Below are 19,637 nucleotides of genomic sequence, written 5' to 3'. Positions count from 1 at the left end.
GTGCCCGCGGCGACGGCCGAACCTGCGACGATGCGAACATCGTCCCGCGCCTCAGGATTCGCGAAGGCGCGAGGGCGTGGTAGCCAGGCGCAGCCAGGTGCCGGACAGCCACCGCTCGTAACCGTCCGGATCGATACCGAGGGTGCGGACCATGAGGTTGTAGGTGTCGGCCTGGCCGAGCGGGCCGACGGTGGCGATGATCCAGTCCAGATCGGCGTCGGGATGCAGCAGGCCGTCGGCGTGCATGCGCCGCCAGATGTCGGCGATGTGCTGCTGTGTGGCGGCGCGCCCGGCCTGGGCGGCCTCGGCGATCAGCGGTTCGCTGGCCTCGGCGGCAACCGCGGCGGCGATGACCGGGGCGGCGCGTTCCATGAGTTCGCGAGCGCCGCGCGCGTAGGCGGTGATCCGGTCATCCAGGGTGGGTGCGGTGGCGGCCCGGATGTGCCAGTCGCGGTGTGCCACATCGATGTCCTGCATGTCGCCGACGATCGCCACGTCGATCGTCCGTTTGAGCAGTTCCGCCTTGGACCCGAAGCGCAGGTAGACGGTCCGTGAGCCCACCTCGGCGGCCTCGGCGACCGCGGCCAGGGAGGTCGCCGCGTACCCGTCGGCTATGAACAGCCGCCGCGCCGCGTCGAGGATCTTCCGTTCCGTCTCGGCCTTGCGGGCGTCCCACAGCGGAGACGTCTTCTTGACACCGGGGCTCATTCGCTGCATCCTTACTGCATCACTACAGCGATGCTGCATCATTACACTGATACTGCAAAGGATAGCAGCGATGATCCCCACGCTCGCCGGGGTGCATCACCTCAAACTCCCCGTGTCCGATCTGGCGCGGTCCATCGGCTGGTACCGCACCCGCCTCGGCTACACCGTCGGCGTCGAATTCCGTGAGCAGGGCGACCTGAGGGGTGTCGCCCTGCATCACCCGGCCGGTGGTCCCATGCTCGGTCTGCGGCTCGACCCCGAAAAGGCCGTCGCCGCAGCCGGATTCGACTACTTCTCGATCGGCGTACCCGACCGGCCCGCCATGCAGGCGCTGGCCGCGCATCTCACCGCCCTCGGCGAATCCCATGCCGGCGTCCATTTCGCCACCATCGGCTGGATCCTCCCCGAGCTGCGCGACCCCGACGGCCACGAGGTGCGCTTCTACACCGTCGAATCCCACACCGCGCTCGGCGACGACCCGCTCACCATCGACAATGCCCGTGAAACCGCGGAAGCTCTGGAGCGCAACAAGACTCGTTGACCGCATGGCGCGGATCGCGCCGAGCTCGTGCGCCATGACGATCACCGGCGGACGGCTCCCGGGCCGCTCTTCCGGCAGATGGAGGGTCGCCGCGCAGTGGTTCCCGTCCTCGGACGGGAACCACACCTCGTGTTCGCTTGCGCCCGTGGTGTTCTCGCGCATCACGCCACCGCCTCGCCGTCGCGGGCGCGGCGGGCAGCGACGCTCGCGGTCGGGCGATCGACCCGGGAGCGGCCGCCCGGGCGTTGCGCGCCACGGCGGCGTTCCAGCCGCAGATCGCGCATGTAGTCGTCGAAGTCGACCTGGATGGTGTGGCGCTTGGAGGCCACGTAGCGACGCTGGATGCCGCGCCGGTGTGCGGTGATCTCCCGCTCCATCTCGGCCGGTCCGGGCAGGTGATAGCGGCCCTGCAGGTGGTCGGCGATGAGGTGGGCCTGGCGTTCGGCGATCGGCATGATCGCACCCAGCGGCTGCACCAGCCCCGCGAAGTACAGGCCCGGTACCTCCGGATGGAAGACCCGGCGGTACAGGCCTATCCGATTGTCACCGGACGGGTCCAGGAAGCCGGCACCCCGTTGCTGTTGCCCCACACCCAGTTGCCGCCGACCCGGTCGGACAGCTCGTAGCAGTGCACGTCGATGCCGCGTTCGGTCAGCACCTTCACCGCCGCGATACCCGTGGAGCCCGCGCCGATGACGCAGACCCTCGGCTCGTCGGCGGCGCGGGTTCCCGGCTCGTTGGACTTGGTGGACATGATTCGGACTCCTTTATGACCAGCGGTCATATGACCGCCGGTCACTGTAGGATCGAAACCGTCGCACAGTCAATAGCCCGTGGGCAGAGGAGATCCGTGATGCCGACAGGAACTTGGGACCGGCTCGCCGCGCCGCGCCGGGCCGCCGTGGTGGCCGCCGCCGAGGCCGAATTCGCCGCCCGCGGGTTCAGCGGCGGCAGCCTCAACACCATCTGCCGCGAGGCCGGCGTCTCCAAGGGCAGCCTGTTCCAGTACTTCGCCGACAAGGCCGACATGTACGTCTACCTGGCGGAACTGTCCAGTGAACGGATCCGCTCGGCCATGGAGGCGACCGTGAGCGAACTCGACTGGGAGAGTGACTTCTTCGGCTCCCTCGACGTCCTCCTCGAAGCCTGGATCCGCTACTTCTACGATCACCCGCTCGAGCGCGCGATGACCGCCGCCGCCAACCTCGAACCCGACCCCGTGGCCCGCACCGCCGTCCGGGAAGCCGTCAACCGCCATTACGTGGCCGTGCTGCAACCCCTCTTCGACGTGGCGACCGAGCAGGGCGCCCTCCGCCCCGGCGCCGACACCCAGGCCCTGCTCGCCCTGCTGCTGCTCATGCTGCCCCACCTGGCCCTCGCCCCCCACGTCCCCGGCCTGGACCCGCTGCTCGGCCTGGCCGAGGGCGACGCCGACCACGCCGTCGCCACCGCCCACCGCTTGGTCACCACCGTGTTCGACCCCTACCGCGCCGGCAACTGACGCGGCGCCGGAAGGGATCTCGCGATCGCGCGCTCACCCGGCTGTTCCGCGGTGATCGGTAGGATCGGGACATGACCGAGCGCAAACCGCCCGGGCTCTCCTTCGAATCGTGGATCGACAAACAGGTCCGCGAGGCAACGGAGCGGGGCGAATTCGACAACCTGAAGGGCGCCGGCCGGCCCATCCCGCCCGGCGCCGCCGACGAAGACTGGTGGCTCCGCAACTATCTGAAGCGCGAGGGCCTGGGCGGAGACGCCCTCCTCCCCGAATCGATCATCCTCCGCCGGGAACGCGAGCGAATCCAGGAAACCGTCCGGGACATGTTCTCCGAGAAGGATGTTCGCGCAACCGTGGCCTCCCTCAACGACCGCATAGTCCACTACCTCCGCATGCCGACCGGCCCCCACGTCCCGATCGGCCCCCTGAAGGTCGACGACGTCGTCGAAACCTGGCGCGCCGAACGCAAATCCGCCCGCCCACCCCGCACCCCAACCCCGCCTCCAGCCGCCCCCACCGAACGGCCATGGTGGCGACGACTTTTCAGAACCTGAGACTTCCGTGGACGGACTGCTGGCAGCACCATCAAGGAAGCCTCGGCCTCATCCCACGGAAACCACTCCACCCCAACGGAACTCGGCGGAATCGCCATGGACGCCGACCCTCGGTCATGCCACCGCCGGCGATCGTACCCGGGCTGCGCGGCCGCTGTGGGCGCGACCGGGTGTCGTTGCCGCCGTTGGGATTCCGTTATGGGCGAAGGCGGGCGGCGGCTATTGGAGTTCGCGGCCGGAGTCGTGGCCTGCGATGGCGCTGCGGCGGAGGAATTCCGCGATGAGCTGGAGTTGCTCGGTCGTGTAGTCGGCGCAGATCTCGTCCAGTGAGCTGTTCATGCCCGACAGTAGGTGGTAGAGCTCGCCGAGGCGGTCGGGGAGGGTTCGGACCACGACCGAGCGCCGGTCGGCGGCGGCGCGTTCGCGGACGATCCAGCCGCCGCGCTCCAGCCGGTCGAGGATGCCGGTGAGGGTGGCGGGGTGCAGTCCTGCGGCGCGGGCCAGGGCGGTGGGGCTGATAGGGCCCTGGCTGTTGATCACGTCGAGGCAGTCGACGTCGACGTCGCGCAGTTCCAGGTGCACCCCGACCTGACGGTTGAGCATGGCCAGGTTGCTGCGCAGCCCGCGCATCGCGCCCTTGATGTCGCCGGCAACGCGCCGCCGCAGTCGGGCTTCTTCGCGATCCGCCGCCGCACTCACCACGTCTCCCATCGGCTCGTATGAGCTTCGTACTTTACGTCACCCGTAGTTGGCGTTGGATTGGCCTCGACCTGCGATTGTGTCGACAAGCGAGTGATCCAGCTCACCTTGTAATACGGAACTCATAGCATCTATCTTTGAATTATATGAAATCCGTACAAATGATTGGAGTCCACGATGATCGTCATCACCGGCGCGACGGGCGTCGTCGGCCGCGAAACCATCCAGCACCTACTGGAATCCGGGCAGCAGGTGACGGCCGTCAGCCGGAATCCGCAACGGGCGGCGCTGCCCGCGGATGTGCGTGTGGTCGGCGGGGATCCCTCGGACCCGCGCTCGCTGGGTCCGGTGTGGGACGGCGCGGAAGCGGTGTTGATCAGCCCACGTGCGGTCGGAGCGGCGGCCGGTGACCTGCTGGCCGCGGCCGCCGCGGCGGGCGTGCGCCGCGCCGTGGTCATCTCCGCGCTGACGGTGCAGTACCCGGCGGGAGAACCGCGCTTCGCCGACGGATTCCGGGCCGCGGAACAGGCCGCGCGGGACTCCGGCCTGGAGTGGACGGCCTTGCGCTGCGCGGACTTCGACGCCAATGCGCTGGCCTGGGCCCCGCAGATTCGCGCCACCGGAACCGTCCGTGGTGCGTACGCCGCCGCGGCCACCTCACCGATCCACCAGCGCGATATCGCCGCCGTCGCGGCTCGCGCCCTCACCGAATCCGGCCATGGCGGACGGGCTTACGTCCTCACCGGCCCGGAGTCACTCGACCAACGCGACAAGGTGCGCATCCTGGGCAAGGCCCTCGGCGCCGACGTGTCGTTCGCCGAAGTCGCGCCGGACCAGGTGCGGGCCGCGCTGCTGGCCCAGGGCCTGCCCGAGGAGGTTCCGGACCGGCTCCTCGGCTCGCTCGCCGACTATGCCCGCACCCCCGGCCCCACCACCGGCATCGTCGCCGAATTGCTGGGCCGGCCCGCGCTCACCTTCGCGCAGTGGGCCGACGAGAACACCTCCGCATTCCAGAACTGAAGGGATCCACCGATGTCCGTCGACTCCCCGTCGAATTCCGAACTCATCGACTTCACGCCGATGTATGCCACCCACAATGCTTTTCGCCGCGATCTGGGGCGTTTGCGCGAGGCCGCCGACGCCGGTCGGATGGACGCTCCCGGCGTGCGGGCCGGCTGGGCGAACTTCAAACGCCAACTCGACGTGCACCATTCGGTCGAGGACGCGGTGCTGTGGCCCGCGCTGCTTCGCGCGGTGACCGGCCGTCCCGTCGAACTCGCGCTCATCGCCGATATGGAGGCCGAGCACGCGCACTTGGATCCGCTGCTGGCGAGCGTGGACGAGGCCATCGCGCGCCGAGACCCGAATCTCGGTGCAGGCGTCCGGGAGCTGACCGAAGGCCTCGGTAATCACATGCGGCACGAGGAGATTGCGGCGCTGCCACTCATCCAGCAGGAACTGACGGCCGCGGACTGGGCGGCCTTCCGCTCCGCGATGGCCCGGCGTCAGGGCCCCTCCGGCGCGGCCGTCTACATCCCGTGGATCCTCGACGACGTCACCCCCGAGGAGCGCCGCGCGTTCCTGGCCGCCATGCCCGCCCCGGTCGGCGTCCTGAATCGTGTGGCGTTCCAGCCCCTTTACCGCCGCAGCCGCCTGTGGCGATAGGGGTGCTCACGGGGTCGGGACGGCCAGCGGCAGGGCGGGCGGGAAGATCACCGGGACCGCGGCGGGTGCGCGATGGAATGCGCTCGGCCGCCATTCGAGTTGTTCTGTGGGCATGGCCAATTCGATCTCGGGTAGCGCGTCCAGCAGTTGGTCCAGTGCCTCCTGCACGATGACCAGGGCCACGGATTGGGCTGGGCACGACCGTGATCCAGCGCCCCACGCCAGATGCGAGCGGTTGCCGATGCGGTCGCCCGCCACCGCCGGATCGGAATTGCATCCGGTCGAGCTGATGATGACCGGGTGGTCGGCCGGCAGCCACACATTCTCGACCAGCTGCGGCTGACGGGGATAGCGGGCGCACGAGTTGGCCAGCGGAGGATTGACGAACAGCACCTCGTCGATCGCGTCCCGAACGGTCAACGCACCGGCGAGCAGATCATCGTGGAACTGCTTGTCCGTCAGCATCAACAGCACCGTGTTGACGATCAGATTCCAGGTGGGTTCGCTGCCGCGGGCATACAGGACCGCGAGCTGCGCCACGATCTCGGCGTCGTCGAGCCCGGCCGGGTGCGAGATGAGCCGCGAGATCACGTCCGTGCCGGGTTCGCGCCGCTTGGCCGAGACCGCCTCCAGCAGGTCTCCGGTCAGGCGCTGGTTGTAGCGGTCCGAGGTTTCCTCGTCGGGGGCGTCGCGCAGGACGGCCATCGCGTCGAACACCCGCTCGCCGACCTCCGGGGACAGGCCGAGCAGATTGTTGACCACCCGGACGGTCAGCGGCACCGCGAACTGGTCGAGCAGGTCGGCCTTTCCCGCACTGCAGAATTCGTTGATCAACGGCACCGCGGCGGCCTCGACCTCATGCCGCAAGGTGAAGAGATCGACGGCGCGCAGCGTCTCGAGGTACGCGGGCCGATAGCGCGTGCGGTGCTCCTCCTCCGCGCCGGAACCGATCGTCCCCCACTCCATGATCGGCAGGACGGGACAGTTCTGCGGGAGACTCGACTCCCACGCTCTCGGATCGGCGGGAAAACGGTCCGGATCACTCAGAATACGCAGTGCCGCACGGTATCCGATCACCAGTGTCGCCGAAACTCCCGCCGCCACTTCGACCGGGGCGAGGTGGCCGTGCTCGCGCCGCATACGGTCGTACGCGGTGCGGGGGTCGGCGGTGAACTCGGGCGAATACAGCTTCATGCGGCCTCGAACACGTCAGTTACCAAGATGTAGCTCCCATGGACGGATGGTGCGACCAGTTCCACGGCCCTCGGTGCAACGATCACACAGGATCGAGAACGGTCGGTTTTGCTGCTGGAATGCTGGTGGCGCGTATCCACTTGCCGGGCAATCGGATACATCGATGCCGTCTTCAGTTCGCCAGCAGCACTCCAGCTTCGAGTCAATGATCAGCGTTCACTTCCCGGACACATTCACCTGCGAGATGTGTTTCGCTGGAACGTGTTTCGGTGATGCGGGAATCTTACCGCAATCCTCGATGAAGTCGCAGCGAACTCTGAGGTGGACGGTTGTGTCCGTCATCGCCCCCGGTCACGGCCGCTGCCGCGGCCAATTGCCGAGGCGCGGGAACATGGAGTCCGACACCGGCTCGGCCACAACGGCTTAGACGTTCAGACCGATGTTGCAGCGCGTTCACCACTATGTGAACTACAAACTCTCGCGGCCTCGACCGACGCTCGGATCGGGGCCGCCGCCAGACGGCCGAGGGGCCGGGCTGGGCGGCAGAGGAGGGTTAGGCTCGGGACGTGCCGACTCTGTTGATCATTCATCACACGCCGTCGCCGTTCATGCAGGAGATGTTCGAGGCGGTGGTGGCGGGCGCCACCGATCCCGAGATCGAAGGGGTCGACGTCGTACGGCGGGCCGCCCTGGGCGTGACGGCGAGTGATGTGCTCGCGGCGGACGGGTATCTGCTGGGGACGCCCGCGAATCTCGGCTATATGAGCGGAGCGCTCAAGCACGCATTCGACACCTTCTACTACCCGTGCCTGGATTCGACCCGGGGCCGGCCCTACGGGCTGTACATCCACGGGAATCAAGGGACCGAGGGGGCCGAGCGGAGTGTCGAGAGCGCGACGACCGGACTCGGCTGGGAGAAAGCGGCCGCGCCGGTGATCGTGTTGGGGAAGCCGGAGAAGGCGGAGATCGAGCGCTGCTGGGAATTGGGGGCCACCATCGCCGCCCAGCTGATGGGCTGAGCCCCCGATTTCTGGTGGCTGACACATTCGGCGGCTCGCCCGTCATACTCGAGTGGGCGTTCTCGGGGAACGTCACTTGGGAGTGTGGGAAGAGGTGACGGCCGCCGTGGAGGCGCAAGAGTCGGGGATACGCCGCATCGGGCTGGTCGAGGACCATGAGTCGGTGGCAATCGGGTTGTCGGCGATGCTGGCCCCGGAAGCCGATCTGGAGTTGGTGATCACGGCGGGGACCGTGGCGGAATTGCTGTCGGCGGGACCGCGATTGGATCTGGTGGTGCTGGATCTGCGGCTCGCGGACGGGTCCTCGCCCGATGACAATGTGCGGGCGCTGCGGGCGCGGGGGATCGAGGTGCTGGTGTTCACCGGGGCGGACAATCCGTTCCTGGTCCGGTCGGCCGCGCGGGCGGGCGTGCTGGGTGTGGTGCGCAAGTCCGAGGACATGCCGACGGTGGTCGCGGCGGTACGCCGGGCCGCGCACGGCGAACAGGTGGTGACCACCGACTGGGCCGCCGCCATCGACGGCGACCCGCAGCTGTCCGATGTCGGGTTGAGCCCGCGCCAGCAGCAGGTGCTGCAGCTGTACGCGTCGGGGGAGAAGGCCTCGCGGGTCGCCCGCATGACCGGCCTGTCCGAGCAGACCGTCAACGACTATCTGGGCCGCATCCGGCAGAAGTACGCCGACGCCGGCCGCCCGGCCCCCACCAAGACCGATCTGTACAAGCGGGCCGTCGAGGACGGGTGGCTGCCCGTTCCCGAGCGGAATCCGCGGACATGACGGCCTCGGGCACCCTGGAATCCCCGGCCGCACCCCGGCCGATGCCGTCCCTCGCGGCATACACCCAGCGCCTGCGCGCCCGCCTCAGCATGCGGGAGGACCCGGCCACCGCCGCCTACGACCGCATCATGCGGCGGCTGGGCATCTCCATCGGCATCGCCGGCATTATCGTCGGCGGCGTCGAACTGCCGGAGGTGGCCGAACAGGGCCGCTACGCGCCGGCCTGGTGGACGGTGACCGCGGTGGTGCTGGCCTTCGGCTGGTATCCGATCATCGCCGTGGTGTCGGCGGTGTCGGGTCCGCGGGCCATCCGCTTCGTCTGCGGCTGTGCGGCACTGAGTTTCCTGGGCGCCCTGGCCTCCATCCCGTTCGGGCTGGAAATTCACACCGTGGACGCCACCACGGTGTGGCCGTACCGGGTGACCGCGCTGGCGGTCACCGCGGCGGTGCTGGCCTGGTCCAGCCGGGTGACCGTGATCTATCTGCTGGCCGCCGCGACCTCGGCGGCCCTGGCCACCGTGTACACGCTCAGCTCGGTCACCCCGCAGCATGTGACCGAGAACTTCCTGCGCTCAGCGGGTTTGGCGGCCCTGTTCGTCTGGTGCGGCACCGCCGCCACCGGCGCCGCGGCCCGGGTCGACCGCGAATCCGCCATCACCAGCCGCCGCGCCGCCGCCCAGGCCGCCGCCCAGTCCCGCGACCGGGAGCGCGCCCGCTTCGCCGCCCTCATCCACGACGCTGTGCTCTCCACGCTGCTCGAGGCGTCCCGGGCCGGCACCCAATCCGATGTGCTGCAACGTCAGGCCGAACGCACCCTGGAGCAGCTCGACGAATGCCGCGGCGCCCAGCGCGATCCCGATCTGCTCGACGCCCGCTCCGCGGTGCTGTTCCTGCGGGCCGCGGTGCAGGAGATCAATCCGAGCATCCGCTTCGCCACCCGCACCTGGCCCGGCTACGACGACCTGCGCATGCCCGTGCACTCGGCCAGCACCATTGCCGCCGCGCTCACCGAGGCGGTGCGAAACAGCCTGCGCCACGCCGCCGTTCCGGGCCGGGAGGTGCGCCGCACCGTCACCGCCACGGTCAGCGCGGGCAGCATTCGCATCGTCTTCAGCGATGACGGCGCGGGTTTCGACCTGGCCGCCGTCTCCGCCGACCGCCTCGGCATCTCCATGAGCATCCTGGGCCGCATGCGCCAGCTGGCCGGCGGCTCGGCGTTTGTGGAATCCCAGCCGGGCGAGGGCACCACCGTGACACTGGTATGGGGTGGCGATGGCTCACGCTGACAGCTCCGGTATCGACCTGGAACCCCGGTTCGGGCTGCGCGATCTGCTCGGGCTGCGCGGCAGCACCGCCTGGCTGTTCCTGCTCATTCTCGAGGCCGTCATCGCGCTGTACATGATGCGCAATTTCGGCCAGTCACCGCCGTGGGCGGCCTTCGCGAGTCTGGTTCTCATGCTCAGCGCGGGCGCACTGGTCACCGCGATTCCGGTGGACCCGCTGCCGATTCCGGTGGCGTTGTACGCGGCCGCCGCGCCGCCGGTCGCCACTGCCCTGACGGTCATGACCCCCACCCACGATCTGCCGAACGAGTCGGTGTGGTCGGCCTTCGCCTCGTCCTATGTCCTCGCGGTCCTGGTGCTGCGCGGGCGGATTCGCACCGCGTGGCTCGGCGTCATCGCCGTCGCGACGGTGCTGGTGGCCCTCGGCCTGGGCTCGCATCTGCATCCCGGCACCCTGGTCGGCTCGCTGGTCCCGGTCGGCACCGTCACCGCCATCTCGGTGTTCACCGCGGTCATGCGCCCCATGCAGCGGTCACTGCGCATCCTGCGCGAGGACGCCATGATGCGGGCCGCGGCCGAGGCCACCATGGCCGCCGCGGACAGTGAGCGCACGCGTCAGCTCGCCCGCCTGGACCGGGTGGCCCGGCCGATCCTGGAACGCATCGCCGACGGCGCGGAGCTGACTGCCGCCGAACGTGAGGAATGCCGGCTGCTGGAGGCCGAACTCCGCGACGGCCTGCGCGCACCGCAGCTGGTCACCGACGAGCTCAGCGGCGCGGCCCGGGGTGCGCGGGCGCGCGGCGTGGAGGTGGTGCTCCTCGACGACGGCGGTTTCGCGGGCGTCCCCGAATGGGTGCGCAAGCGCGTGATCGATGCCGCCACAAGGGAACTCGACGCCATCAACGCCGGCCGCATCACGGTCCGGGTGCTGCCGCTGGGCCGTCACGTACTGGCCACGGTGCTGGCGACGGCCCCCGACGAGGATCGCCGCACCGAGATCGACACCGACGGCAAGGTCACGACCATCACCGATTGATCGGTCACGGGGCGTCGCAGCGGCCGGGGCCACCCCGCTTCATCTGGTCCCGCAGCGCGGACTGAACGGTGGTCGACAGCCACGAGTTCAGCGACTGCCCGCTCTGCGCGGCCGCCTCCTCGGCACGGGCTTTGATCTGCTCGACCAGCCGCAGTGTCACCCGGCTGATGTCACCGGTGACCTCGTCGAAGGTGGGGTGGTCCTCCTCGCCCGCGGTCTTGCGCACGTCGATGTGGGCGTCGGTCCCGTCGACCGACACGTGCACCGTGCGGTCGGGGAGGGTCGTGCTCACCTCGGCGGCCAGTTCCGAGAGCGCGGCCAGCAGGACCAGCCGGGCGGAGTTCTCGGTGGCGGCGGCCAGAGCGGCGGCCGTAGCCTGGGTTTTCTCATCGCCGAGTGCCGCGGCGGCAATCAGGTTCTCGCGCAGCTGGGCGGTGTATTTGTTGAGATCCATGACACCAGTGTGACGCCGTCATTGACGTCATTCAAGGAAACTTCTGACGCCAGAAGTGGTCGCTTGACGCGAATCACCATCGCGCCGGGCACGGTTCGGGTATAACGATGCAAATCCCGTTCGGGCAAGGCTGTAGCCTTCTGACTATGACGAACGGTGAATCGACGCGAATCGAGCTGCACGCGTCCGGCACAGTAGGTGTCGCGATGGTGACCCCCTTTACCGCCGAAGGCAAGCTCGACGTCGATGCCGGTGTCGCGCTGGCCGCCCGCCTGATCGACGGTGGCGTCGATCTGCTCGCCATCTCCGGTACCACCGGGGAATCGCCGACCACCACCGAGTCCGAGAAGTTCGATCTGCTGCGCGCCGTCGTGGACGCCGTGGGCGACCGTGCCACCGTCATCGCGGGCGCCGGCACCTACGACACCGCGCACAGCATCGAACTGGCCCGCAACGCGCAGCGCGCGGGCGCGCACGGCCTGCTGGTCGTCACCCCGTATTACTCGCGTCCCAGCCAGGACGGCCTGTTCGCCCACTTCACCGCCGTCGCGGACGCGACCGACCTGCCGGTCACCCTCTACGACATTCCGCCGCGCTCAGTGGTTCCCATTGCCACCGACACCATTCGCCGGCTTGCCGAGCACCCGCGCATCGTCGCGGTCAAGGACGCCAAGGGCGACCTGGGCGCCGGCGCCGAGCTGATCGCGGAGACCGGGCTCTCCTTCTACTCCGGCGACGATGTGCTCAACCTGCCGTGGCTGTCGGTCGGCGCGACCGGATTCATCAGCGTCATCGGCCATCTCGTGCCGGACCGCCTGCGCGCATTGATCGACGCCTACCGCGCCGGCGACGTGCAGCGGGCCCGAGAGATCAATGTGAGCATGGCCCCGCTGAACCGGGCGATGGCCCGCCTCGGCGGCGTCGCCATGACCAAGGGTTCGCTGCGCCTGCTCGGCGTCGAGACCGGGGAACCACGGCTGCCACAACTCATGCCGACCCAGGATCAACTCGACGAACTCGCGGTGGACCTGCGCGCGGCCGGGGTGATTGCATGACCGGCCCCGCTCGTCGCCCCCGCCGTACCGCCAGCCGCGCCGCCGGTGCGCCCGCCCCGGCTGCGGAGACTCCCGTGCAGCCCGCGCCGGCTCCGGCCCAGGCGGAACCCGCCGCCCAGGCGAGCACCGCTGCCGCGCCGCAGGAATCGGTGAAAGCCGCCGCCCCGCGCACGGAATCGGCTGCGGCCGAACCGGTTCGGGAGCGCGGCGGCCGCGGCGGCCGCGGCGGTGACCGCACCCGCCGCGGTGGCAGCCGGTCCCGGCAGGGTGGCCGCGATCGCGAGCCGGCCCCGGCCCCGCGCGACCCGCACGCGATGGGCACCCCGCCCAAGGCGCCCAAGGGCGGCCTGCGGGTGTTCGCGCTCGGCGGCATCGGTGAAATCGGCCGCAACATGACCGTTTTCGAGTACGACGGCAAGCTGCTGATCGTCGACTGCGGAGTGCTGTTCCCGGAGGATCAGCAGCCCGGCGTCGACCTGATCCTGCCCGACTTCGGTCCGATCGAGAACCGCATGGACGATATCGCCGCGGTCATCCTCACCCACGGTCACGAGGATCACATCGGCGCGGTGCCGTTCCTGCTGCGCCTGCGGCGCGACATTCCGGTCATCGGCGCGAAGTTCACCCTCGCGCTGGTGGCGGCCAAGTGCCGCGAACATCGATTGCAGCCCAACCTGATCGAGGTCACCGAGGGTGAGCGCACCCAGCACGGCGCGTTCGACTGCGAGTACTTCGCGGTCAACCACTCGATCCCGGACGCCATCGCGGTGGCCATCCGCACGCCCGCGGGCATCGTGCTGCACACCGGTGACATCAAGCTCGATCAGCTGCCGCTCGACGGCCGCCTCACCGACCTGGCCGGTTTCTCCCGCCTCGGCGACGAGGGCGTGGACCTGTTCCTGGTCGACTCCACCAATGCCGAGGTGCCGGGCTTCGTGACGCCCGAGCGCGAGATCGGCCCGGTGCTCGACAATGTGATCGGCAAGGCCAAGGGCCGGGTCATCGTGGCCTCCTTCGCTTCTCACGTGCACCGCATCCAGCAGGTGGTGGATGTGGCGCAGCGCTACGACCGCCGGGTGTGCTTCGTGGGCCGGTCCATGGTCCGCAATATGCAGATCGCGCAGGACCTCGGCTACCTGGACATCCCGGACGGCCTGGTGGTCGACCTGGATCAGGCTGCCAACCTGCCGGTGCACAAGCTGGTGCTGATCTCCACCGGCTCGCAGGGCGAGCCGCTGTCGGCGCTGTCGCGCATGGCGCGCGGCGACCACCGCCAGATCAATATCCGCCCGGACGATCTGGTGGTGCTGGCCTCCTCGCTGATCCCGGGCAATGAGAACGCGGTCTTCGCGGTCGTGAACGGCCTGGCCCGCCTGGGCGCCACGGTCGTCACCCAGCAGAACGCGAAAGTCCATGTCTCCGGCCACGCTTCGGCGGGCGAGCTGCTCTACCTCTACAACGCGGTCCGCCCGACCAACGCCATGCCCGTGCACGGCGAGTGGCGGCACCTGCGCGCCAACGGCGCGCTCGCGGTGGCCACCGGCGTGCCCGAGGAGCGGGTCATCCTGGCCGAGAACGGCGTGGTGGTGGACCTGGTGGACGGCATCGCCACCATCTCCGGCCGCGTCCCGGTCGGCCAGGTCTACGTGGACGGCCTCTCGGTCGGCGACGTCGGCGAGTCCACCCTCTCCGACCGCCTGGTCCTGGGCGAGGGCGGCTTCGTCTCCATCAATGTCGCCGTCGACTCGGCCACCGGAAAGGCCGTCAGCACACCGGAGGTCAGCGGCCGCGGCTTCTCCGATGACCCCGAGGCGCTCGCCGGCGCTCAGGAACTCGTCGAGAACGAACTGCACCGCCTGGCGGTCGAGGGTGTCACCGACACCCACCGCATCGCCCAGTCCGTCCGCCGCGTGGTGGGCCGCTGGGTGGCCGAGACCTACCGCCGCCGCCCCATGATCGTCCCCACGGTCATCGGCGTCTGACCCGGCGCACAACCGAAAACCCAACCGCCCGAGCAGCATTCCGCTGCTCGGGCGGTTTCGCCTGTCGCACGGCCGAATCCGCTGCGAACACAGCTCCGCCCCCGACGGTTCTGCTGTCGGGGGCGGCAAAACTGGGCGGTTCTCCCGCCAGGGTGTTCCTCCGCCGGGGGTCCTCCGCCGGAGGCGGCACTCCGCCCGGGGCGGGAACTACAAGAGTTTCTACTTGTCCTGGCAGGCGGCCGAATCGAGCTTCGCGGCCTTGACGATGCTGCAGGCGTAGTTGTGGTCGATCTTCCAGTCGCTGCCGTCGGCGACGAAGGAGACCGTGGCGTTCTGGACCGGCTTGCCGTCGATGGTGACGTCGGCGTCGGCCTTGAGCTTGCCGTTCGCCGGGTCGCCGACATTGGTGATCTTGATGGTGACGTTGTTGGCCTTGGCGGCGTCGACCAGCTTCTGGGCCAGCTGCGGGTCGAGGGCGGCGTCCTCGATCCAGTCGGTCTTGGTCTTGGAGTCGATGGACGGGTCGAACGCCTTGGTGACCTTGTCGTTCAGTTCCTGCACGCTCGGCTTGGGCAGATCCGCGACCGTGGTGGGGGCGGGGGCTGCGCCGGTGATCTTGCCGTCGCCCTCGGTGCTGCCGTCGAACTTGCCGGCGGGGGCGGCCGCGGAGGTGGTGGACGCGGCCTTGGTGCTGTCATCGGACTTGCTGCAGGCCACCAGGCCGAAGGCCGAGGTGGCCAGCATCAGCGCGGCGGTCGCGCGAAAGATGGTGTGCTTCAACGAAATTCTCCCCGTTGTCTTGGAATGGCGCCGTCGGATCAGAGCTGGTAGCCGGTGGTGCAGTTCCAGTGAATGATGGTGGCGTCGCCGGAGTTCCGGCCCAGCGCCTGGCTCTTGGCCGCGCTGCGCGAGGAGGCCGCGCCGAAGGTGTAGTAGCCGTCGCGCGACGAGTAGGCGATCGCGCCGCAGCCGTTCGCGAAGCGCGCCACGATGTGGCAGTCGGCCTGGGGGCACGAGCTCATGGCGGCGTTCTGCGCCGAGGGGCTGTCGGAATAGTCGTAGGAGTAGCCGATATGACCCGTGGACGGCGACAGCGCGATGGCGCCGTAGTAGTAGTCCTGGTAGGCATTGGCCGGAGCCGCGGTCGCGGCCAGCAGGGAGCCGGCGGCCGCGACCATCACGGCTGCGCCGCTGACAATCTTCTTCAAAGTGTTGCCCTTCTTGTGCTTTCGGATCCACGACCCTATGGACCGAGGGATCAAGCTACCGATACGGAAAGGTTGACGCCAACCCGGATCTGTGTTTTGTGCAGTGTCCTCGAGTGCGGCGTCGCGGCCGGCCGCACTGACACAACCGGAAGCCGCGATCACGATCAACTCCCGTCCTTATGAACGACCGGGTGGTTTCCTTAACGCTGTCGTGCGCGTTCCGACATCCCCGACTAAGGTTCCCCTTATGACTTTGGCTCAACGGGAGCGCCAGGCCCTGGTTCAAGCGATGGCCGAAGCCGGCCCGGACGCGCCCACCCTGTGTGGTGAATGGACCGCCCGAGACCTGGCCGCGCACTTGGTCGTCCGGGAACGCCGCCCCGACGCCGCCCCCGGCATCCTGCTGAAGCCCTTCGCCTCCTATCTGGACAGCGTGCAGCGCAAGGTCACCCAGCGCCCGTTCGCCGACCTGCTCGACGAGGTGCGCAGCGGCCCGCCGTTTCTCCTGCGCCCTGTCGACTCGCTGATGAACACCACCGAGATGTTCGTCCACCACGAGGACGTCCGCCGCGCCGCGCCCGGCTGGGAGCCGCGCACGCTGTCCGCCGCCGATGAGAACCAGCTCTGGAAGATGCTGACGGGCTTGGCGCGCATGGCATATCGCAAATCGCCGGTTACTGTCGCGCTCTCCACGCCCGACGGCCGCCGCACCGTCGCCCGCCAGGCTGGCGACCGTACCGTCGTGCTGGCCGGGCCGCCGTCCGAGCTGCTGCTGCATGCGTTCGGCCGCAATGCCGTTCGGCTCGAGGCCACCGGCGCCCCGGACGACGTGGCGCTGGTGCACGCCCTCGACCGCAGCGTCTGACCCGCCGCCCTCGCGACCGCCCGCCCGGCGGGAGTGGCAGCGCGCACACCGGTCATGAAACGATCACGCGTCGAGCGGTAGCTTGCGTCCTCGGCAGCGGCCCGTGTGTGATGAGGTGGTAGGCAATGTCTTGGCAACTGACGGTTCTCGGACCGGTCGAGTTGACGGCCGATGGCGTGCCGATTCCGCCCATGCCGCCCAAACAGCAGGCGGCGCTGGCCATGCTGGCGTGTGCGCGCGGGCGCACGGTGTCGGTCGAGGAACTGGTGGACGGCATCTGGGGTGCCGAACGGCCGAACTCGGCGGTGGGCGCGCTCCGGAATTACGCGTGGGCGCTGCGCAAGCATCTGGCCGCGCAGCAAACGGTGCTGCTGTCGTCGGAAGCGCGCGGCTATCGCCTGGACGGGCCGCTGCACCTCGATGTCGACCGCATCGACCGGTTGCGTGGCGAGGCGGCCGAGGCGCGCGCTGCCGGCTGCCTGGAGACCGCCGACGTCGCGCTGCGTGACGCGCTGGGCGCGTGGCGCGGTGATCCGCTGACCGGTGTGCCCGGGCCGTGGGCCGCGGCCGAGCGTGCGCGGCTGCGGCGGCTGCATCGCGTCCTCACCGAGGATCTTCTCGAGCTCACCGTGCAACGCGGCGACTTCTCGCACGCCATGGCCGAATTGGCCGCGCTCATCACCGGTGATCCGCACAGCGAGCGGCTGCGCGGGCTCATGATGACGGCCCTCTACCGGGCGGGCCGCCGCACCGAGGCGCTCGAGGAATACCAGCGCATTCGCAGGCTGCTGGTGGCCGAACAGGGCATCGAGCCGGGTCCGGCGCTGGCGGAGCTGCACCGTCAGATCCTGGCCGACGAGCTGCCCACCGTGGCAGCGGAGACCGCGCCGATCGCCGTCGTCGCGCCCAGGCCGGCCCAATTGCCGCCCGACACAGCCGATTTCACCGGCCGTCATGATCTGGTACGGGAGTTGTGCGCCGTGCTCGGCGCGACCCGGCCGATCGTGGCCATCTCCGGTATGGGCGGGGTCGGCAAGACGGCGCTGGCTCTGCATGTGGCACACCGGATCCGGGACTTGTACCCCGACGGCCAGCTGTACGTGGATCTGTTCGGCGCCGGTGCGACGCCGGCCGAACCGGAGCATGTGCTGGGCGCGTTCCTGCGCGCACTGGGGGTGGCGCAGAAGGAGATTCCGGTCGGCGTCGCCGAGCGGGCCGCGCTGTTCCGGTCCGCCAGTAGCGGCCGCCGCCTGCTGCTCGTGCTCGACAATGCCTGCGACGCAGCGCAGGTCGCGCCGCTGCTGCCGGGGGACTCCGGCTGCGCGGTGCTGGTGACGGCGCGCGGTCCGCTCACCGCCCTCCCCGGTGTGCGGTCCGCGGCGCTGACGGTGCTCGAACCCGAGGAGGCCGTCACCCTGTTCACCCGCATCGTCGGCGCGGTGCGAGTGGCGGCCGAACCCGAGGCGGCACGCCGCATCGTGGAGCTGTGCGGCCTGCTGCCCATGGCGGTGCGCATCGTGGCCGCGCGGGTGGCGGCCCGGCCGCAGTGGACGGTGGTCTCCGAGGCGGACCGGCTCGCGGCCGAACGCCATGACCTGGACCGCTTCCGGGCCGGGGACCTGGCGCTGACGGCCGCCTTCCGCGCGGGCTACGAGCAACTGCCGCCGGATACGGCGCGCGCCTTCCGGCTGCTCGCCGTCGCCGATCTGCCCGAGCTCTCGCTGGCCGCCACCGCCGCGGTCCTCGACACCGTCGAATCGGTGGCCGAGGACCTGTGCGAGGAGCTGGTGGACCGCGGCATGCTGGAATCGGTCGGCCGGGGCCGCTACCACTATCACGATCTGATGCGCCTGTTCGCGCTCGGCCGGCCCGACCGCGAGCGCGAACTCGATGTCACCGCCCGCCTGCTCGACTACTACCTGGCCACCATGAAAACGGTGCTGCGCGTGCGGCATCCGGGTCTGCGGCTGCGTCTCGCGCCCACCGGGCACCCCGGCACCCGCCTCGGCGATCTGGACTCGACCCGCGACTTCCTCACCATCGAGCGCCGTAATCTGGCCGCGGTCTACCGGCTGGCGGTCGCGGGGACGCCCCGGCATCGGGTGCTGGCGGCGGACCTGGCACTGACCGTGGCCGAGACGGGACTGGCCTGTGACGCCACCGTCGACCTGGTCAAGGTCCTCGAAGAGCTGGTGCAGGCCATCACCTCCGACGGTGACATCGTGGCCGCCCGCCGGGCCCGGCTGGCGCTGGTCTTCGCGCTGGCCGCGGAACTGGAAGAGCCGCACGGGGCGGCCGTGCACGTGCGCGGGCTGCTCGCCGACGACGATCCGGATATCGATCCCTGGACCTCCGGCGCGATTCAGGGCTTCGCGGGCGTGCTCGCCCTGCACGACGGCGACCCGGCCCGCGCCACAACCCATTTCGCGACCGCCCTCACCTACTACCGACGCGCCGACAGCTCCGAGTGCGTCCGCGTCGCGTATTCGCTGCTCGCCCGGGCCTATTCGGCGGCCGGTCGCAACCGCGACTCCCTGGCCGCTGCGGCCCGGGCGGTGGTCGGCGACGACGAGTCCGGGGTGCGCCGCAATGTGGTGTGGGGCCTGACCGAGGCCGCCTGGATTCTCAGCAGCGAGGGCGACGCCGAGCGCGGCGCACGCCTTTTCGATGCCGCCCTGGTCACCGCCCGCCGCTTCGGCAACACCCGCTTCGAATCGGTGATCCACGCCCGGGCCGCCCGCGCCGACCTGGCAGCCGGTCGCTACGCCCAGGCCGCCGAGCACGCCGAACGCGCCGAGGCCACCCGGATCTCGGCCGGGGGCGCAGCCCACACCCACAACCTGCTGGTCCGCTACACGGCCCTGCGCCGCCTGGGCCGCACTCTCGACGCCGCCGAGTGCTACCGCACCGCGAGCACTCAGATCCCCGATTTCGACACCGCCCTCACCACCTGGACCGCCCTCCCCGCGACCCGCTGATCCAGCCGCGCTGCAGGCCGTGGCGGTTTTCCGCCGCGCGAATGGGCCGGTACAGCCGGGGCGCGACGTAGTGTGACGGGTGGTTTCGGGCCGCTTCGAGGCGGGTGATCGCGCCGTCGGCGC

Annotated in this window: 21 protein-coding genes; 13 read left to right on the top strand and 8 right to left on the bottom strand. The window is 69.8% G+C overall.

Annotated features, from left to right (window positions below):
* Nucleotides 1–51: 51 nt before the first annotated feature.
* A complete protein-coding gene (locus ACFXN1_RS20350; RefSeq protein ID WP_379443042.1) occupies nt 52–708 on the bottom strand; it encodes a TetR/AcrR family transcriptional regulator in 657 nt (218 codons plus the stop codon).
* Nucleotides 709–778: 70 nt separating this feature from the next.
* Between ACFXN1_RS20350 and ACFXN1_RS20345 the strand changes: the two genes are divergently transcribed.
* Complete coding sequence (locus ACFXN1_RS20345) at nt 779–1,249, top strand: VOC family protein (protein ID WP_379443040.1); 471 nt, start codon at nt 779–781, stop codon at nt 1,247–1,249.
* Nucleotides 1,250–1,410: 161 nt separating this feature from the next.
* On the opposite strand, the gene ACFXN1_RS20340 is transcribed toward ACFXN1_RS20345, so the two are convergent.
* Together ACFXN1_RS20340 and ACFXN1_RS20335 are read right to left on the bottom strand one after the other, a co-directional pair.
* Nucleotides 1,411–1,839 (bottom strand): hypothetical protein, encoded by a 429-nt coding sequence (locus ACFXN1_RS20340; RefSeq protein WP_379443039.1) that lies wholly within the window; start codon nt 1,837–1,839, stop codon nt 1,411–1,413.
* Nucleotides 1,782–2,003, bottom strand: a complete 222-nt coding sequence (locus ACFXN1_RS20335) for an NAD(P)-binding protein (protein WP_379443038.1) — start codon at nt 2,001–2,003, stop codon at nt 1,782–1,784. Before ACFXN1_RS20335 ends, ACFXN1_RS20340 begins: the two co-directional genes overlap by 58 nt.
* Nucleotides 2,004–2,102: 99 nt before the next feature.
* On the opposite strand from ACFXN1_RS20335, the gene ACFXN1_RS20330 reads away from it, so the two are divergent.
* A complete protein-coding gene (locus ACFXN1_RS20330; RefSeq protein ID WP_379443036.1) occupies nt 2,103–2,750 on the top strand; it encodes a TetR/AcrR family transcriptional regulator in 648 nt (215 codons plus the stop codon).
* Between the two features lie 71 nt (nt 2,751–2,821).
* Nucleotides 2,822–3,301: a DUF1992 domain-containing protein gene (locus tag ACFXN1_RS20325; protein WP_379443035.1), complete on the top strand. Its 480-nt coding sequence runs from the start codon at nt 2,822–2,824 to the stop codon at nt 3,299–3,301.
* 219 nt (nt 3,302–3,520) lie between these two features.
* Here ACFXN1_RS20325 and ACFXN1_RS20320 read toward each other — a convergent pair whose 3' ends face one another.
* Nucleotides 3,521–4,000 (bottom strand): MarR family transcriptional regulator, encoded by a 480-nt coding sequence (locus ACFXN1_RS20320; RefSeq protein ID WP_379443034.1) that lies wholly within the window; start codon nt 3,998–4,000, stop codon nt 3,521–3,523.
* A 177-nt stretch (nt 4,001–4,177) separates the two neighbouring features.
* Between ACFXN1_RS20320 and ACFXN1_RS20315 the strand changes: the two genes are divergently transcribed.
* Both ACFXN1_RS20315 and ACFXN1_RS20310 read left to right on the top strand, forming a co-directional pair.
* Entirely contained in the window at nt 4,178–5,020 is an 843-nt protein-coding gene (locus ACFXN1_RS20315; protein WP_379443032.1) for an NAD(P)H-binding protein, read from the top strand.
* A 12-nt stretch (nt 5,021–5,032) separates the two neighbouring features.
* The gene (locus ACFXN1_RS20310) at nt 5,033–5,665 is read left to right on the top strand and encodes a hemerythrin domain-containing protein (RefSeq protein ID WP_379443031.1); all 633 of its coding nucleotides are present in this window, start codon (nt 5,033–5,035) and stop codon (nt 5,663–5,665) included.
* 6 nt (nt 5,666–5,671) lie between these two features.
* On the opposite strand, the gene ACFXN1_RS20305 is transcribed toward ACFXN1_RS20310, so the two are convergent.
* Nucleotides 5,672–6,859: a cytochrome P450 gene (locus ACFXN1_RS20305; RefSeq protein WP_379443030.1), complete on the bottom strand. Its 1,188-nt coding sequence runs from the start codon at nt 6,857–6,859 to the stop codon at nt 5,672–5,674.
* 566 nt (nt 6,860–7,425) lie between these two features.
* Here ACFXN1_RS20305 and ACFXN1_RS20300 point away from each other — a divergent pair.
* The 4 genes from ACFXN1_RS20300 to ACFXN1_RS20285 all read left to right on the top strand — a co-directional run bounded on the left by ACFXN1_RS20300 (nt 7,426) and on the right by ACFXN1_RS20285 (nt 10,972).
* Nucleotides 7,426–7,878, top strand: coding sequence for a flavodoxin family protein (locus ACFXN1_RS20300; protein WP_354839343.1), 453 nt, complete (start codon nt 7,426–7,428; stop codon nt 7,876–7,878).
* 76 nt (nt 7,879–7,954) lie between these two features.
* Entirely contained in the window at nt 7,955–8,653 is a 699-nt protein-coding gene (locus tag ACFXN1_RS20295; protein ID WP_354839345.1) for a response regulator transcription factor, read from the top strand.
* Nucleotides 8,617–9,939: a sensor histidine kinase gene (locus ACFXN1_RS20290; protein WP_379398481.1), complete on the top strand. Its 1,323-nt coding sequence runs from the start codon at nt 8,617–8,619 to the stop codon at nt 9,937–9,939. Before ACFXN1_RS20295 ends, ACFXN1_RS20290 begins: the two co-directional genes overlap by 37 nt.
* Nucleotides 9,926–10,972 carry a hypothetical protein gene (locus ACFXN1_RS20285; protein ID WP_379398483.1) on the top strand — a complete coding sequence of 349 codons (1,047 nt, stop codon included), beginning with the start codon at nt 9,926–9,928 and terminating at the stop codon, nt 10,970–10,972. Before ACFXN1_RS20290 ends, ACFXN1_RS20285 begins: the two co-directional genes overlap by 14 nt.
* Nucleotides 10,973–10,976: 4 nt before the next feature.
* Here ACFXN1_RS20285 and ACFXN1_RS20280 read toward each other — a convergent pair whose 3' ends face one another.
* Entirely contained in the window at nt 10,977–11,426 is a 450-nt protein-coding gene (locus tag ACFXN1_RS20280; RefSeq protein WP_379398485.1) for a hypothetical protein, read from the bottom strand.
* A gap of 146 nt (nt 11,427–11,572) precedes the next feature.
* Here ACFXN1_RS20280 and dapA point away from each other — a divergent pair, with 146 nt between their 5' ends.
* Nucleotides 11,573–12,481, top strand: coding sequence for a 4-hydroxy-tetrahydrodipicolinate synthase (gene dapA, locus ACFXN1_RS20275; protein ID WP_379398487.1), 909 nt, complete (start codon nt 11,573–11,575; stop codon nt 12,479–12,481).
* A complete protein-coding gene (locus tag ACFXN1_RS20270; protein WP_379438491.1) occupies nt 12,478–14,463 on the top strand; it encodes a ribonuclease J in 1,986 nt (661 codons plus the stop codon). Before dapA ends, ACFXN1_RS20270 begins: the two co-directional genes overlap by 4 nt.
* A 219-nt stretch (nt 14,464–14,682) precedes the next feature.
* Here ACFXN1_RS20270 and ACFXN1_RS20265 read toward each other — a convergent pair whose 3' ends face one another.
* Together ACFXN1_RS20265 and ACFXN1_RS20260 are read right to left on the bottom strand one after the other, a co-directional pair.
* The gene (locus tag ACFXN1_RS20265) at nt 14,683–15,243 is read right to left on the bottom strand and encodes a hypothetical protein (RefSeq protein WP_364614829.1); all 561 of its coding nucleotides are present in this window, start codon (nt 15,241–15,243) and stop codon (nt 14,683–14,685) included.
* A 38-nt stretch (nt 15,244–15,281) separates the two neighbouring features.
* Complete coding sequence (locus ACFXN1_RS20260; protein ID WP_379398493.1) at nt 15,282–15,671, bottom strand: DUF4189 domain-containing protein; 390 nt, start codon at nt 15,669–15,671, stop codon at nt 15,282–15,284.
* 247 nt (nt 15,672–15,918) lie between these two features.
* Between ACFXN1_RS20260 and ACFXN1_RS20255 the strand changes: the two genes are divergently transcribed.
* Nucleotides 15,919–16,536: a TIGR03085 family metal-binding protein gene (locus tag ACFXN1_RS20255; protein WP_379398495.1), complete on the top strand. Its 618-nt coding sequence runs from the start codon at nt 15,919–15,921 to the stop codon at nt 16,534–16,536.
* Between the two features lie 125 nt (nt 16,537–16,661).
* Nucleotides 16,662–19,514, top strand: coding sequence for a BTAD domain-containing putative transcriptional regulator (locus ACFXN1_RS20250; RefSeq protein ID WP_379438490.1), 2,853 nt, complete (start codon nt 16,662–16,664; stop codon nt 19,512–19,514).
* Nucleotides 19,515–19,637 lie beyond the last annotated feature (123 nt).

This window comes from Nocardia sp. NPDC059154 (assembly GCF_042755705.1).
In the GTDB taxonomy this organism is placed as follows: Bacteria; Actinomycetota; Actinomycetes; order Mycobacteriales; family Mycobacteriaceae; genus Nocardia.
This window is presented reverse-complemented; position numbering and strand designations above follow the sequence as displayed.